The sequence below is a fragment of the Pseudoxanthomonas suwonensis J47 genome, from assembly GCF_000513955.1.
Lineage (GTDB): Bacteria > Pseudomonadota > Gammaproteobacteria > Xanthomonadales > Xanthomonadaceae > Pseudoxanthomonas > Pseudoxanthomonas suwonensis_C.
The window spans coordinates 218153-234260 of sequence record NZ_KI911328.1; the positions used below are offsets into that span (position 1 = coordinate 218153).

Genomic DNA, 16108 nt, shown 5'->3' on the forward strand with positions numbered 1-16108 from the left:
TTCAGCCTCGAGACACGCCACTAGGCCCTGCCCGCCCACCCGGCCGCCAGCGGCCAGGCCATGCCCCAGACCCTTCGCCCGCCGACACCATTCCATCGCATACGCAGGCTCCCTCCGGCTCTGGGCACGAAGCAGCGGTTGGCCGGCTTCGACAACATGCCCCAGTCGTATCACATCAACCTGACCGTCGATGCCCCGAGGCCGGCCGGCGGTTGCCCTGACGGCACCTAGTGGTGGTCGGCGGGCACTGCGTCGGCGGCCTGTCGGCAACCGCACCCCGGTTGTGGTGCTGACAGGGACGCCCGTTGCCGGCGCACTGGGAACAGGACCAGGGTGCGGGCTCATGGAGGCCGCAGAGGAAACCGGCCCTCTCCCCTGGCCCCTCTCCCGGGGGGAGAGGGGTTCCAAGGGTGTTTCACTGGCTCTTCACGGGCGGACTCACCAAGTTGGCGGCCAGGCCGATGCGGTGCAGGGTTGCCCGCGGACGCCTACACTGCCGGAAGGGGGGACGGGTTCCGGGGGGCGGATGGCGCAACGGAAACACGGCAGGCTCTGGTGCTGGCTGGGCGCGCTGCTGGGACTTGTCCTGGCCGCGCCGGCGCTGGCGCAGGCGCTGCTCGACCGCAACCAGGGCCAGCTCGCGCTGGCCCCGCACACCCGTTACCTGCACGACGACACCGGCACGATGGACGTCGCCGATGCCTGGCGCGAGGTGGACCAGGGCCACTTCGAGGCCCTGCCCGCCACCGGCGCGGCGTTCGGCTTCCAGCACGGCGCGTTCTGGTTCCACATCCCCCTGGGCAACCAGGACACGCGCCAGCGGCAGTGGCTGCTGGTGCAGGAATACCCGCTCAGCGACCGCCTCGACCTGTGGGTGCGCCACGCCGACGGCCGCATCGAACACGATGCCGGCGGCGACCACCTGCCGTTCGACGCGCGCGCCGTGCGCTACCGCTACCCGAACTTCATGCTCGAGCTGCCGCCGGGCGAGCGCGCCGACTTGCTGCTGCGGGTGCAGAGCCAGAGCTCGATGCAAGTGCCGCTGACCCTGTACACGCCGGCGGCGTTCATCGAGCTGTCGCGCGACGCGCAGTTCGCCATCGGCATCTACTACGGCATCCTGGTAGCGCTGTTCTTCTACAACCTGGTGCTGTGGCTGGCGCTGCGCGACGCCAGCTACTTCTGGTACCTGTTCCACATCGGCGCCTTCGGCCTGGTGCTGCTGACCCTCAATGGCCTGGGCTTCGAATACCTGTGGCCGGGCTCGCCGTGGCTGGCCGACCTGGCGGTGCCGCTGTCGATCTGCCTGGCGCAGGTGGGCATGCAGCAGTTCGCGCGGGTGTTCCTGCGCCTGCGCACCGCCTGGCCGGTCGGCGACCGCGTCACCCTCGCGTGCATCGCCTACTTCATGGCCCTGGGCGTGGCCTCGGTCTGGCTGCCCTACCGGATCGCCACGCCGCTGGCGTCGGCGTCGGTGTTCCTGAGCATCGGCTGGATCCTCACCGTCACCCTGGTGGCGATGCGCCGCGGCGACCGCTCGGCGCGGCTGTTCCTGCTGGCCTGGGCCACCTTCCTGCTGGGCACGGCGATGTTCACCCTGCTGGCCTTCGGCCTGCTCCCGAAATCGTTCCTCAGCGGGTACGGCGTGCAGATCGGCTCGGCGCTGGAAATGCTGCTGCTGTCGGTGGCGCTGAGCTACCGCTACGCCTCGCTGCGCAACGAGAACGAGCGCATCGTGCGCCGCGCGAAACTCCAGCTGGAATCGCAGGTACTGGAACGCACCGGCGAGCTGCGCAACGCCTTGGTGCAGCTGGAGACCGCGCACGCGCGCCTGCGCGAGGCCAGCCGCCACGATCCGCTCACCGGCCTGTACAACCGCGGCTGGTTCCGCGAACGCTTCGAATCGCTGCTGGAGGCGGCGCGCCTGCAGGAGCAGCCGCTGTCGCTGCTGATGGTCGACCTGGACCACTTCAAGGCGATCAACGACCGCCATGGCCACCTGGTCGGCGACGACTGCCTGCGCCGCTGCGCGCGGATCGTCGAGGCGGTGCTGCGACCGCACCACGCGCTGGTGGCGCGCTACGGCGGCGAGGAGTTCATCGCCGCCCTGCCCGGCATGGACGTGCACCGCGCCCGCGAGCTGGCCGAGGAAATCTGCAAGCGCCTGCGCGCCGGTCCGATCCGCACGCGCGGGCCGGAAGTGTCGGTTACCGCCAGCATCGGCGTGCACGTGGTCGACACCGCCGACCCCAGTCCCGGCATCGCCAGCGACCTGGCCCTGCAGGTGGTAGACACGGCGCTGTACGCGGCCAAGTCAGGCGGCCGCGACCAGGTCCACGTCGCCGGCGGCTAGGTCCGCGGCAGCGCTTCCAGCAGGGCGCCGGACGCGACCAGCCGGACCATCGCCGCGACCTCGCCGTCGAGCGCGCGGTCGCGCTCGAGGAAGGCCACTTCCTGGCGGATGCGCGCATGCGCGGCGGCCACCGCCACACCCGGGTGGAAGGCATCGGCCTGGGCCAGCTGCTCGCGCAGGGCCTCGACCTCCTGCAGGAATCGGCCACGCGAAGGCGCATCGGCGGATGGACCGCCCTGGACCTTGTCCGCCAGCGCACCGGCATCGGCGCGACGGGCCAGGGCACGCGCGGCATTGATCATGTCGCGGCGCAGGTCCAGCGCCTGGGCGGCGGTGTACAGCTCCAGCGCCAGCACCTTGCCCAGGTCCTCGACCATGGCCAGCACGTGGCGTGCCTCGTTCGCGCCCATCGACACGTGGTCCTCGGCGTTGGCGCTGGTCGGCACCGAGAACACCGAGGCCGGATGCGCGCGGCTGGCCAGGTCGTTGACGATGGCCGCGGCGGTGTACTGCACGATCATGTGGCCCGACTCGGTGCCGTCCTCGTTGCCGATCAGGAACGCCGGCAGGCCGTCGTTGGTGGCCGGGTCGACCAGCTTGTTGAGCCGGCGCTCGGAGATCGAGGCCAGGGTCGGGATCGCCGCCTTGAGGTAGCTCAGCGCCAGCGCCAGCGGCATGCCGTGGAAGTGGCCGGCGGAGATCACCTGCTCCTCGACGTAGGCCGCGTCGGTCTTGTCGGGGAACACCAGCGGGTTGTCGGTGACCGCGTTGAGCTCGATCTCGAGCACGCGCGCGGCCTGCGCGGCGGCGTCGCGCACCGCGCCGTGCACCTGCGGGATGCAGCGCAGCGAATAGCTGTCCTGCGGCTGGTGCTTCTTGCCGCCGCGGAACGGCAGGAAGCGCTGGTAGAACTTCTCGCGGCCATGGCGCTGGTCGGCCGGGACCCAGTCCCAGCCGATGTCGAAGTGCAGCTCGCGCGATTCGTCAGTGTCCCAGCTCGACGGCAGCCACGGCCGGAACTTCGGCACCAGGTGGTACGGGATGTCGGCCAGGGTCGAACCGGACAGCAGGCGGCGCAGGTTGGCCGCCACCTGCACCTGGCCCGGATGCGGGCGCAGCGCGTGCACTTCTTCGGCGAAGGCGCCGAGGCGGCCGGCGAAGGCGTCGATGGTCATCGCCGCGGCCAGGTCGGCGGTGTCGAGCATCAGCTCCAGGCGGTGCAGCGCCAGCACGCCCATCGCCAGCATCTGCGCGGTGCCGTTGTTCAGCGCCAGGCCTTCCTTGTACGACAGCGACACCGGCTGCAGGCCGGCGCGGCGCAGCGCCTCGGCGCCGGGCAGGCGCTCGCCTTCGAAGAAGGCCTCGCCGCCGCCGAGCAGGACGATGGCCAGGTGCGACAGCGGCGCCAGGTCGCCGGAGGCGCCGACCGAGCCCAGCTGCGGCACCACCGGCACGATCCCGGCGTTGAGCATCGCCGCCATCGCCTCGAGGGTCTGCACGCGGATGCCGGAGTGGCCCTTGAGCAGGGTGTTGATGCGGATGCACAGCATCGCCCGGACCACGTCGGCAGCCATCGGCTCGCCCACGCACACGGCGTGGGTGACGATCAGGTTGTGCTGCAGTTCCTCGTGCAGCGAGCGGCCCGAAGGCTTCGCGCCGGGCAGCTCGTCGCGCAGCGGATGCGCGCCCAGCAGCTTGTCGGCGTTGGAACCGAAGCCGGTGGAGACGCCGTAGATCGGCTCTTCGCGGCGGACCTGTTCGGCGAGGAAGTCGGCGGCGCGGCGCACCGCTTCGAGGGCGCGCGGGTCGAGCTCGACCTTCGCGCCGCGGGCGACCGCGACCAGGCGGTCGCGGGTCAGGCTTTGACCGTCGAGACGGATGCTCTGCATGCAGTGGTTCCGTGGTGCGGGTGCGGCAGGCTCAGCGGCCGGCCAGGGCTCGGGCCTGTTCGAGCTCGACGCGCAGGGTGCCGGCCAGTTCCTCGCGCGGCACTTCGAACTGCTGTTCGCGGGCCAGGTCCTTGACCGCGACCACGCCGCGGGCGAGCTCGTCCTCGCCGGCCAGGACGACGAAGCGGATGCCGGCCCGCGAGGCGTACTGGAACTGCTTGCCGACCTTGCGCGCTTCCATCTGCACTTCGGTGTTGATGCCGCCGGCGCGCAGGTGGCGGGCGATGTCCAGCGCCTGCGGCAGCTGCGACTCGTCCATCAGCGCAACCATGGCCTGCACGCTGCTCTCGGCGATGCCCTCGACCAGGCCGGCCTCGCGCAGCTGCCAGAACAGGCGGGTCAGGCCGATGGAGATGCCCACGCCCGGCAGCTTCGACTTGGTGTAGTGGCTGGCCAGGTCCTCGTAGCGGCCGCCGGAGCAGATCGAACCGATGCCCGGGTGCTCGACCAGCTGGGTCTCGTAGACGGTGCCGGTGTAGTAGTCCAGGCCGCGGGCGATGGAGAAGTTCAGGCAGTACGCCGATTCCGGCACGCCCATCGCCTTGACCAGGCCCAGGACCTCGCGCAGCTCGGCGGCGCCGGCGCGCAGCACGTCGCTGGCGCCCTCGCCGGCTTCGGCCAGCACCGCGTCGATGCGGGCCAGCGCGTCGTCGTGCGAGGCCGAACGCACCTCGACGAAGGCGAGGATGCGGTCCACGGCCGCGGCGGGCAGGCCGAAGTCCGGGCCGGTGAGCGTCTCGCGCACGTAGTCGGCGCCGCGCTTGTCGAGCTTGTCGACCTCGCGCAGGACCAGCGCCTGCTGCTGCGGATCGGTGACGCCCTGGGCCTCGAAGAAGCCGCGCATCAGCTTGCGGTTGTTGAGCTGGATGCGGAACGCGCCGATCCCCAGCTCGGAGAACACCGCGTGGATCACCGCCAGCACCTCGGCGTCGTAGCGGATCGACAGGGTGTCCTTGCCGATCACGTCGATGTCGCACTGGTAGAACTCGCGGAAGCGGCCGCGCTGGGCGCGCTCGCCGCGGTACACCCGCTGCATCTGGTAGCGGCGGAACGGGAAGCTCAGCTCGTGCTCGTGCTCGGCCACGTAGCGGGCCAGCGGCACGGTCAGGTCGAAGCGCAGGGCCATTTCCGGCAGGCCGGCCGCGCCGCCCTCGGCGGCGGCGTTGGCCAGGGCGCCGGTGGACTGCACGAAGTACACCTGGCGCTCGGTCTCGCCGCCGGACTTGGTCAGCAGCACGTCGGACAGCTCGAAGACCGGGGTCTCCACCGGCAGGAAGCCGAAACGCTCGTAGTTCCGGCGAATGACGTCGAGCATGCGCTGGAAGGCGATCTGCTCGCGGGGCAGCAGCTCCATGACGCCGGCGGGGGTGCGGGGCCTGATCAAGCGGGTGACTCCTGGGGGGAACACTTCAGCCTGCAATTCTACCTTGGCCGCCCCGGTACCGGCCCCGGCCCCGGTATCATATGCACACCGATTCAGTGGCAATCCGCATGTCCTGGCCTCCGTTCGACAGTCCCTGCCTCACGCCCCCACCGGAAGACGCCGGCCCGATCGGATCCTGCCTGCACTGCCAGGTCCGCCACCTGGCGGTCTGCTCGGTGCTCTCGCGCGAGGAGATGCAGGCCCTGGAAGCCGCGGCCAGCGTGCAGGTGCTGGAATCCGGCGCGGTACTGGCCCGCCAGGGCGAGCCGCGCAAGCACGTCTACACGGTCACCCGCGGCGCGCTGCGCCTGGTGCGCCTGTCCGCCGACGGCCGCCGCCAGGTCGCCGGCTTCGCCATGCCGGGCGACTTCGTCGGCCTCAGCGGCGCCAGCACCTACCAGCACGACATCGAGGCGCTGGCCGAAACCGAGATGTGCCGGTTCTCGCTGGACGCGATGCAGCGCCTGGGCGCGCGCTACCCGCACCTGCAGGCCAAGCTGCTGGAGCGCGCCTGCGTGGAGCTGGACTCGGCGCGCGACCGGATGATGGCGCTGGCGCGCATGAACCCGACCGAGCGCATGGCCGACTTCCTGCTCAAGCTGGCTGCGCAGCAGGCCCGCGCCGGCAACCCCGGCCCGTCGATCTTCCTGCCGATGCCGCGCGCGGACATCGCCGACCACCTCGGCCTGACCGTGGAAACCGTCAGCCGCTGCCTGACCACCCTGCGCACCCGCGGCCTGATCGCCCTGCCCGGCACCTACCGCGTCGAGATCCTCGACATGGCCGGCCTGAAGGCGCTCGAGGCGGCCTGAGCCGCACCAAGGGCGTCGCCACCACCGCTCTCCTCCGTCACTGCCCATTCCCGGGCGGATCCCTCCTGTCTGACCGTCGAGCATCGATGCGATGGCTACCCGGCCGGTGGGAACAGTAGAAGCAAAGGCATCGGGGGAGCCCGCTCCGGACGGAGCCGCGGCAGCACGGGGGTATGCCGCATCGCGCGGTTCCGCGTCCGCGCCGGGAATGAACAGGGACGCTCGCGACGGCTGGCGCGTCGCCACGCGCCAGCTGCCTCACCGCTGCACTGCGCACGCGAGCGCAGCACGTCCATGTGCTGCTTGCGCTATACCCCCGCGCTACCGCGTCTTCGGAAGTGTTGAAGTTGTGGCTTCGCTCTTCTCCCTTCCCCCCGGGAGAGGGGCCAGGGGTGAGGGCCGGGATCCCTGCGAGGCTGGCACACCTGTCCTCTCCCCAAACCCTCTCCCGGTGGGAGAGGGGCTTCATGTCGCGCCCCTCGCCTTTCTCGTCGTAGCCCGGATAAGCGAATGCATCCGGGGCGGGCATCCGACCCCGCCTCCCCAAGGCGTGGCGAGCGCATCACCGCCGGATGCGGCCTGCGGCCTTATCCGGGCTACGACCGATTTCCCCCCTCTCCCGGGCGGAGGGCTTTGGTATCGCGCCGCCAATAGAAGCCCTGGCCTCAACGTGCCCGAGGACGTCGTCCCAAGGGGGTATGGCGCAAGCGGCACATGGATGTGCCGCGGTCGCGCGTTGGAGCCAGGGATGGCGGAACCGCGCGATGCGCCATACCCCCTTGGGGCGGCGGCCCCGTCCGGAGCCCGCGCACCCAACGCCGTCGCGGTTGCAGTTGCGGTTGCGGTTGCGGTTGCAGTTGCGGTTGCAGTTTGCGGTTGCGGTTGCGGTTGCAGTTGCAGTTGCGGTTGCAGTTTGCGGTTGCGGTTGCGGTTGCAGTTTGCGGTTGCGGTTGCCGTTGCCGTTGCCGTTGCCGTTGCCGTTGCCGTTGCCGTTGCTGTCGAGTGTGCTCCGCCCCGGATTCCCGGATGCCGGCGGGCGCGCAAAAGAAAAGCGGGCCGAAGCCCGCTTTTCCCTGGGTCTGCTGGAACGTCGCGGCGATCAGCCGGTGACGCCCTCGCCTTCCTCGACGGCCTTGATCGACAGGCGGATGCGGCCCTGCTTGTCGACTTCCAGGACCTTGACCTTGACCAGGTCGCCTTCCTTCAGCTTGTCGGAGACCTTCTCCACGCGCTCGCTGGAGATCTGCGAGACGTGCACCAGGCCGTCCTTGCCCGGCAGGATGGTCACGAACGCGCCGAAGTCCATGATCTTGGCGACCTTGCCCTCGTAGATCCGGCCCGGCTCGACGTCCGAGGTGATCTGCTCGATGCGGGCCTTGGCGGCCTGGGCAGCGGCGGCGTTGACCGAAGCGATGACGATGGTGCCGTCGTCCTGGATGTCGATCTGGGTGCCGGTTTCCTTGGTGATGCCCTGGATGGTGGCGCCACCCTTGCCGATCACCTCGCGGATCTTGTCCGGGTGGATCTTGATCGTCAGCAGGCGCGGCGCGAACTCGGACAGCTCGGCGCGCGGCTGGGTGATGGCCTTGGCCATCTCGCCGAGGATGTGCAGACGGCCGGCCTTCGCCTGCTCCAGCGCCTGCTTCATGATCTCCTCGGTGATGCCCTCGATCTTGATGTCCATCTGCAGCGCGGACACGCCTTCGGAGGTACCGGCGACCTTGAAGTCCATGTCGCCCAGGTGGTCTTCATCACCCAGGATGTCGGACAGGACCACGAAGCGGTCGCCTTCCTTCACCAGGCCCATGGCGATGCCCGCCACCGGGGCCTTCACCGGCACGCCGGCATCCATCAGCGCCAGCGAGCTGCCGCAGACCGAAGCCATGGACGAGGAACCGTTGGACTCGGTGATCTCCGAGACCACGCGGATGGTGTAGGGGAACTCTTCCAGGCTCGGCATCACCGCCAGCACGCCGCGCTTGGCGAGGCGGCCGTGGCCGATCTCGCGACGCTTCGGCGCGCCGAAGCGGCCGCACTCGCCCACCGAGTACGGCGGGAAGTTGTAGTGGAACAGGAAGTTTTCCTTGTACTCGCCGGAGACGGCATCGATGATCTGGCCGTCGCGGGCGGTGCCCAGGGTGGTGACCACGATGGCTTGGGTCTCGCCGCGGGTGAACAGCGCCGAGCCGTGGGTACGCGGCAGCACGCCGGTCTTCACGGTGATCGGGCGCACGGTGTCCAGGGCGCGGCCGTCGATGCGGACCTTGGTCTCCAGGACCGAGTCGCGCATGGTGCGGTATTCCAGCTCGCCGAATTCCTTCGACAGCTCGGCCGGGTTCCAGCCTTCCTCGGCGACGCGGCCGGCCAGCTGCTCGGTCACGTCCTTCTTGATCGCGGCGATGGCGTCGCGGCGCTGCAGCTTGTCGCGGATCTGGAAGGCTTCGGCCAGGCGGTTGCCCACGGCTTCCTTCAGCGCGGCGATCAGCGCCTCGTTCTTCGGCGGGGCGACCCAGTCGCTCGGCTTCGTGCCGGCTTCGACGGTCAGCTCGTTGATCGCGTTGATGACCTTCTGCAGCTCGCGGTGGCCGAAGGTGACCGCGCCCAGCATCACTTCCTCGGACAGCAGGGCGGCCTCGGACTCGACCATCAGCACGGCGTTGGAGGTGCCGGCGACGACCAGCTCCAGCTTCGATTCCTTCAGCTCGCTGGCGGTCGGGTTGAGGATGTACTGGCCATCCTTGTAACCGACCTTGGCCGCGCCGATCGGGCCCTTGAACGGGGTGCCGGCCAGGGCCAGCGCCGCCGAGGCACCGATCATGGCCGGGATGTCACCGTCGATTTCCGGGTTCAGCGACATGACGGTCGCGATGATCTGGACCTCGTTCTTGTAGTCCTCCGGGAACAGGGGACGGATCGGACGGTCGATCAGGCGCGAGATCAGCGTTTCCTTCTCGGTCGGACGGCCTTCGCGCTTGAAGAAGCCGCCGGGGATGCGGCCGCCGGCGTAGAACTTCTCCTGGTAGTCCACGGTGAGCGGGAAGAAGTCCTGGCCCTCGCGCGCGCTCTTGGCGGCGACGGCGCTGACCAGCAGTACGGTGTCGTCCATCTTCACGATGACGGCACCGCTGGCCTGGCGGGCGATCTCGCCCGTCTCCAGGGTCACGGTGTGCTTGCCGTACTGGAAGGTTTTGGTGATTTTTGCCACGTCGGTTCCTTGGGGATGCTGTTTCTGCTTGCGATTGACCACCGGCGACCCTTGCCGTCGGCGGGTGGCCGGAGAGCCCGGCCGCGGGTGTTGCGGTGCCGGCGGGGGCCGGCGACGTGCAGCGAATTCGTGTTCCGAAATGCAAACCGCGGCGCATTTCTGCGCCGCGGCGGGGGCTTGCTTCAGCGACGCAGGCCGAGCTTCTCGATCAGGCCCTTGTAGCGCTCGTTGTCCTTGCGCTTCAGGTAGTCCAGCAGGCTGCGGCGGCGGTTGACCAGCTGGAGCAGGCCGCGGCGGCTGTGGTGGTCCTTCTTGTGGGTCTTGAAGTGCTCGGTCAGCTGCTCGATGCGCGCGGTCAGCAGGGCGACCTGGACTTCCGGGGAGCCGGTGTCGTTGGCGCCACGGGCGTGCTCGGAGATGACTTTCTGGGTATCGATGGACATGTGTTTTCTCTGGATGCGAGGCCTGCAGGAACGCGTTTGCGCACCGCCTGACCCGCCGCTTGCGGAAGGCCGCCCCGCCCCGCGTTCGCGGAGTGAAGGACGGAAAGGGTTTGGCCGAAAAAAGGCGCGCGAATTGTACCCCCCGGGGGAGAGCCGGGACAAGGTTCCGGACCGGCGGTCGTCGCCCGGCCCGGACCCGGTTCAGGCCCGGGCGGCCACGAACAGGCGCTGCGGCGACAGGCGCCCGCCCTCCCCGACCCGGCCCAGGCCCAGCGGGGCGCCGTCGGGGCCGAACACGGCCACCGGGTCGGCCGGGTTCCAGTCGCCGCGCAGGCGCTGGCCCTGGGCGAAGCGCGGGGCCAGGGTGGCGTCCAGGTCGACGCGCGGGAAGCCGGCCAGGCCGGCGGCCAGCGGCAGCAGGCAGGCGTCCAGCGCCGCCTCGTCGGCGGCCAGGGCCTCCAGCTGGTCGAGCGTGTGCATCACCGGCTCGCGGAACGGGGCCACCCACAGCCGGCGCAGGCTGGCGATGTGGGCGCCGCAGCCCAGCGCCTCGCCCAGGTCGCGGGCGAGACTGCGGATGTAGGTACCGCTGCCGCAGGTAACCCGCAGGCGCAGGCGGTCGCCTTCGTGCTCGAGCAGGTCGATGGCGTGCACCACCACCTCGCGTACCGGCGCCTCGATGGCCTCGCCGCGGCGGGCGCGGGCGTAGAGCGGCTCGCCGCCCTGCTTGAGCGCCGAATAGACCGGCGCCCGCTGTTGCAGCACGCCGGTGAGCGCGGCCAGCGCCGCCTCCAGGGTGGCGCGGTCGATCGCGGGGACCGGCCACTGCACCAGGACCTGGCCGTCGGCGTCGTCGGTGTCGGTGGTGGCGCCCAGGACGATGCCGGCCTCGTAGGCCTTGTCCGAGCCCAGCAGCAGGCCGGCCAGCTTGGTCGCCTCGCCGAAGCACAGCGGCAGCAGGCCGGTGGCCAGCGGGTCGAGGCTGCCGGTATGGCCCCCCTTCTCCGCCCGGAACAGGCGGCGCGCCGCCTGCAGGGCGGCGTTGGAACTCATCCCGCCCGGCTTGTCGAGCAGGAGGATGCCGTCGAGCGGGCGGAAGCGGATCTTCGGTCGCGGGTTCATCGGTCGGTGGACGGGCCGCGCGTGCGGCCGGGAAGCCTCAGGCCTCGTCCGGCTCGGCCGGGCCGACCGGGTTCTCGCGCAGCAGCGTATCGATGCGCTCGCCGCGGTCGACCGAATCGTCGTAGTGGAAGTGCAGCTCCGGCACGTGGCGCAGCTTCACCCGCCGGGCCAGCTCCATGCGGATCTCGCGGGCCAGCTCCTTCAGCGCCTTCACCGCCTCGGCCGAACGGTCCGGCAGCAGCGCGGTGACGAAGACCTTGGCGTGGGCCAGGTCGCGGGTGACCTCGACGTCGGACACGCTCACCGACGGCAGCCCGTGCTCGCGCACGGCCTCGTGGACCAGCGTGCCCAGCTCGCGGCGCAGCTGCGCCGAGACACGGTCGGTGCGATGGAAGGATTTGGTCGGCATGTGCAACTCCTTGCCGGGCCGGTGGCGGCCCGATGGAACGGGTCGGACCCGGGCGCCTGCCGGCGCGGGGCCTACCCCGGAAACGGCGGGACGGCCGCGAGGGCCGTCCCGTCATCGCGCCGGCGCCGCCCGGGGACCGGACCGGCGCCATGCGCTTACAGCGTGCGCTGGACCTCGATGCGCTCGAAGCACTCGATCTGGTCGCCCGGCTTGACGTCGTTGTACTCCTTGACGCCGATGCCGCACTCGGTGCCGTTGCGCACCTCGTCCACGTTCTCCTTGAAGCGGCGCAGCGATTCCAGCTCGCCCTCGAAGATGACCGTGTTGTCGCGCAGCACGCGGATCGGCTTGTTCCGCTTGACCACGCCCTCGACGACCATGCAGCCGGCGACCGCGCCGAACTTGGAGCTGCGGAACACGTCGCGCACCTCGGCGATGCCGATGATCTCCTCGCGGATCTCCACGCCCAGCAGGCCGGAAGCCACCTGCTTCACCTGGTCGATCACGTCGTAGATGATCGAGAAGTAGCGCAGGTCGACGCCGTTGGACTCGATGATCTTGCGCGCCGAGGCGTCGGCACGGACGTTGAAGCCGATCACGGTGGCCTTGGTGGTGGCCGCGATGTTGGCGTCGGACTCGGTGATGCCGCCCACGCCGGAGCTGATCACGTTGATCCGGATCTGGTCGTTGGACAGCGCGGTGAGCGACTGCTTGAGCGCCTCCACCGAGCCCTGGACGTCGGCCTTGACCACCAGGTTGAGCACCTGCTGGCCCTCGCCCTTGCCCATCTGGGCCATGATGTCTTCCATGCGGTTGCCCGCAGCCTGGACCAGGCGCGACTCGCGGCGCTTGGCGTCGCGCTGCTGCGCCACGTCCTTGGCCAGGCGCTCGTCCTTGACCACGACGAAGTCGTCGCCGGCATCCGGCACGCCGGACAGGCCCAGGACCTGCACCGGGATCGACGGGCCGGCCGAGGCCGGCTGGCCGCCGGTCTCGTCGAACAGCGCGCGGACGCGGCCGTACTGCACGCCGCAGACCAGGTAGTCGCCCTTCTTCAACTGGCCCTGCTGGACCAGCACGGTGGCGACCGGACCGCGGCCCTTGTCCAGCGCCGACTCGATGACCACGCCGCTGGCGTTGCCTTCGGCCACCGCCTTCAGCTCCAGCACTTCGGCCTGGATCGAGATCGCGTCCAGCAGGTCGTCAACGCCCTGGCCGGTCTTGGCCGACAGCTCGACCATCTGGGTGTCGCCGCCGAAGTCCTCGGCCACGACCTCCTCGGCCAGCAGCTCGTTCTTCACGCGCAGCGGGTCGGCGTCGGATTTGTCGATCTTGTTGATCGCCACGATGATCGGCACCCCGGCCGCCTTCGCGTGCTGGATGGCTTCCTTCGTCTGCGGCATGACGCCGTCGTCGGCGGCCACGACCAGCACCACGATGTCGGTCAGCTTGGCGCCGCGGGCGCGCATCGAGGTGAACGCGGCGTGGCCCGGGGTGTCCAGGAAGCTGATGACGCCCTTCGGCGTCTCGACGTGGTAGGCGCCGATGTGCTGGGTGATGCCGCCGGCCTCGCCGGTGGCGACCTTGGTGCGGCGGATGTAGTCCAGCAGCGAGGTCTTGCCGTGGTCGACGTGGCCCATGATGGTGACCACCGGCGGACGCGGCTGCGCCTCGCCCTTGGCCTGCTCCACATGCGCCAGCAGCTCGCTCTCGGCGTCGCCGGAGTCGGCGCGGACCGGCTTGTGGCCCAGTTCCTCGGTGACCAGCGCGGCGGTGTCGTGGTCGATGGTCTGGGTGATGGTGGCCATCACGCCCATCTTGAACAGCGCCTTGACCACGTCGCCGCCCTTGAGCGCGAGCTTCTGCGCCAGGTCGGCCACGGTGATCGAGTCGCCGATCGCCACTTCGCGCACGACCGGGGCGGTCGGGCGCTCGAAGCCGCCGGCGCCGCCGGAACCACCGCCACGGACTTCCTGGCGACGCGGCTTCGGCCGGCCGCCCGGACGGGCGTTGGATCGGCGGGCGCGCTCGGCGGCCGACAGGTGCAGCTGGCCGGCGAAGCGGCTGGCCGCGTCGTCGTCCTCGATGCCGGCGACCATGACGTGCGAGCCGCGGCTCTTGTGCTTGTGCCCGCGGCCGTCGTCGGCGGCGCGCTCGGGGGCCGGGCGGTGCGGCGGGACCGGCGCGCGCGCCGGGCGCGCCGCGGCGGACGCATCCTCGCTGCGCGCCGGGGCGGCAGCGGCCTTCTGCCGCTCTTCCTCGGCCTTGCGCGCCTCTTCCTCGGCGCGGCGCTGCGCTTCCTCTTCCTGGCGCTTGCGCTCGGCTTCCTCGGCGCGCTGGCGGTCGATCTCGGCCAGGCGCTGCTGCTCGGCGAGGTTGCGCTGGCGCGATTCCTCGAGCTTGCGCAGGACCTCGGCGCGCTCGTCGTCGACCGGGCCCTGCGGTGCCGCCGGGGCCTGCGCCTCGGTGGCCTTGACGTAGGTGCGCTTCTGCCGGACCTCGACCGCGACGGTGGTCTTGCTGCGGCCGCCGCCGACGGTCAGTTCCTGCACCTTGCGACGGGCCAGGGTGATCTTCTTCGGCGCGGCGACGTCCTCGGCCTGGGCCTCGGACTTGCCGTGGGCGCGCTTGAGGAAGCCGAGCAGCTTGAGCTTTTCGGCGCTGGTCACGACCTGGTCGGGGTCGCTGAAGTGCATGCCGGCCTCGGCCAGCTGCTCCAGCAACTTCTCGACCGGCGTGTTGACTAGGTCGGCGAGCTTGCGGATGGTGGTTTGCTGCGACATTCGGATCCTATGCTCTTGTTGGCGCCCCCTCGCCGAGAGCAAGGGAAACGCGGATTCTAAGCCCTGGACGATGCAGGGCGGTGTTCATCGCCGGCTCATTCGCCGCGCTCCAGGCGGGCGATCTCCTCGGCACGGGCGGCCAGGATCAGGGCGGCGGCGCGGGTCTCGTCCAGGCCCTCGATGCCGAATTCGGCCACTTCGTCGGCGGCCAGGTCCGACAGGTCCTCGGCGGTGCGGACGCCGTGGCCGGCCAGGGCGAAGGCAGTGTCCTCGTCCATGCCTTCCAGCGCCAGCAGGTCCTCGGCCGGGCCTTCGTCGCCCAGCTGCTCCTCGACCGCCAGGGCCTCATTGAGCAGGGCGTCGCGGGCGCGGGAGCGCAGTTCCTCGACGATGTCCTCGTCGAAGCCCTCCACCGCCAGCAGCTCGCCCACCGGGACGTAGGCGATTTCCTCGACCGTGCTGAAGCCCTCGGCCACCAGGATGCTGGCGATTTCCTCGTCCACTTCCAGCTTGTCCATGAACAGCTGGCGGGCCACGGCCTGCTCGGCCTCGGACTTGGCCGCGACCTGGTCCTGGGTCATGACGTTGAGCTGCCAGCCGGTCAGGCGGCTGGCCAGGCGCACGTTCTGGCCGCCCTTGCCGATCGCCTGGGCCAGGCGGTCCTCGGCCACGGCCAGGTCCATCGAGTGCTTCTCTTCGTCGACGATGATCGACTGCACCTCGGCCGGCGCCATCGCGTTGATGACGAAATTGGCCGGGTTCTCGTTCCACAGCACGATGTCGACGCGCTCGCCGTTGAGCTCGTTGGACACCGCCTGCACGCGCGAACCGCGCATGCCGATGCAGGCGCCGATCGGGTCGGTTCGGTTGTCGTGGGCCACGACCGCGATCTTGGCGCGGTCGCCCGGGTCGCGGGCGCAGGCCTTGATCTCGACCAGGCCCTGGCCGACTTCCGGCACCTCGAGCTTGAACAGCTCGATCATGAATTCGGGGGCGGCGCGGCTCATGAACAGCTGCGGGCCGCGGGGCTCGCTGCGGACCTCGTACAGGTAGCCGCGCACGCGGTCGCCGGTACGCAGGACGTCGCGCGGGATGCCCTTGTCCTTCGGGATGAAGGCCTCGGCATTGCCGCCCAGGTCCACGTAGATGTTGCCGCGCTCGGCGCGCTTGACCACGCCGGTGACCAGCTCGCCCACGCGGTCCTTCCACGCGTCCACGACCTGCTGGCGCTCGGCCTCGCGCACGCGCTGGACGATGACCTGCTTGGCGGCCTGGGCGGCGATGCGGCCGAATTCCGGGTTCTCGATCTGCTCTTCGATCCAGTCGCCGACCTCGACGCCGTCCGCTTCCTCGATGGCGTCCATCAGGCGGATCTGGCGGTCGGGCGATTCCATGACCACGTCGTCGGCGACCACTTCCCAGCGGCGGAAGGTCTCGTAGCTGCCGTCCTTGCGGTCGATCGCGACGCGGGTGACGACGTCCTGGTCGACGTAACGCTTCTTGGCGGCCGAAGCCAGCGCGGCTTCGAGCGCCTCGAAGATCACGTCACGCGGCACGCCCTTCTCGTTGGCGACCGCGTCCACTACCAGAAGAAGTTCCTTGCTCATCT

10 protein-coding genes are annotated in these 16108 nt (G+C 70.3%); 2 read left to right on the forward strand and 8 right to left on the reverse strand.

What is annotated here, in order from left to right:
* The first annotated feature begins 526 nt into the window (after nucleotides 1-526).
* Nucleotides 527-2353, forward strand: coding sequence for a sensor domain-containing diguanylate cyclase (locus M503_RS0112370; protein WP_028918934.1), 1827 nt, complete (start codon nucleotides 527-529; stop codon nucleotides 2351-2353).
* On the opposite strand, the gene M503_RS0112375 is transcribed toward M503_RS0112370, so the two are convergent.
* Nucleotides 2350-4242: an HAL/PAL/TAL family ammonia-lyase gene (locus tag M503_RS0112375; RefSeq protein WP_028928272.1), complete on the reverse strand. Its 1893-nt coding sequence runs from the start codon at nucleotides 4240-4242 to the stop codon at nucleotides 2350-2352. The two genes, M503_RS0112370 and M503_RS0112375, sit on opposite strands and share 4 nt — an antisense overlap.
* A 31-nt stretch (nucleotides 4243-4273) precedes the next feature.
* The gene (hisS, locus tag M503_RS0112380) at nucleotides 4274-5686 is read right to left on the reverse strand and encodes a histidine--tRNA ligase (protein ID WP_028918936.1); all 1413 of its coding nucleotides are present in this window, start codon (nucleotides 5684-5686) and stop codon (nucleotides 4274-4276) included.
* A gap of 107 nt (nucleotides 5687-5793) precedes the next feature.
* Here hisS and M503_RS0112385 point away from each other — a divergent pair, with 107 nt between their 5' ends.
* Complete coding sequence (locus M503_RS0112385; RefSeq protein WP_024869109.1) at nucleotides 5794-6537, forward strand: Crp/Fnr family transcriptional regulator; 744 nt, start codon at nucleotides 5794-5796, stop codon at nucleotides 6535-6537.
* Nucleotides 6538-7636: 1099 nt separating this feature from the next.
* Here the strand turns inward: M503_RS0112385 and pnp are convergent.
* The 6 genes from pnp to nusA form a co-directional block, all read right to left on the reverse strand.
* Entirely contained in the window at nucleotides 7637-9742 is a 2106-nt protein-coding gene (pnp, locus tag M503_RS0112390; RefSeq protein WP_028928273.1) for a polyribonucleotide nucleotidyltransferase, read from the reverse strand.
* Between the two features lie 182 nt (nucleotides 9743-9924).
* Nucleotides 9925-10185: a 30S ribosomal protein S15 gene (rpsO, locus tag M503_RS0112395; RefSeq protein ID WP_024869111.1), complete on the reverse strand. Its 261-nt coding sequence runs from the start codon at nucleotides 10183-10185 to the stop codon at nucleotides 9925-9927.
* A gap of 201 nt (nucleotides 10186-10386) precedes the next feature.
* Complete coding sequence (gene truB / locus M503_RS0112400; protein WP_028928274.1) at nucleotides 10387-11307, reverse strand: tRNA pseudouridine(55) synthase TruB; 921 nt, start codon at nucleotides 11305-11307, stop codon at nucleotides 10387-10389.
* A gap of 37 nt (nucleotides 11308-11344) precedes the next feature.
* Nucleotides 11345-11716, reverse strand: a complete 372-nt coding sequence (rbfA, locus tag M503_RS0112405; protein ID WP_028918683.1) for a 30S ribosome-binding factor RbfA — start codon at nucleotides 11714-11716, stop codon at nucleotides 11345-11347.
* Nucleotides 11717-11871: 155 nt separating this feature from the next.
* Nucleotides 11872-14499, reverse strand: coding sequence for a translation initiation factor IF-2 (gene infB / locus M503_RS0112410; RefSeq protein ID WP_028918682.1), 2628 nt, complete (start codon nucleotides 14497-14499; stop codon nucleotides 11872-11874).
* Nucleotides 14500-14594: 95 nt separating this feature from the next.
* Nucleotides 14595-16106, reverse strand: coding sequence for a transcription termination factor NusA (gene nusA / locus M503_RS0112415; protein WP_028928275.1), 1512 nt, complete (start codon nucleotides 16104-16106; stop codon nucleotides 14595-14597).
* Between the last annotated feature and the right edge of the window lie 2 nt (nucleotides 16107-16108).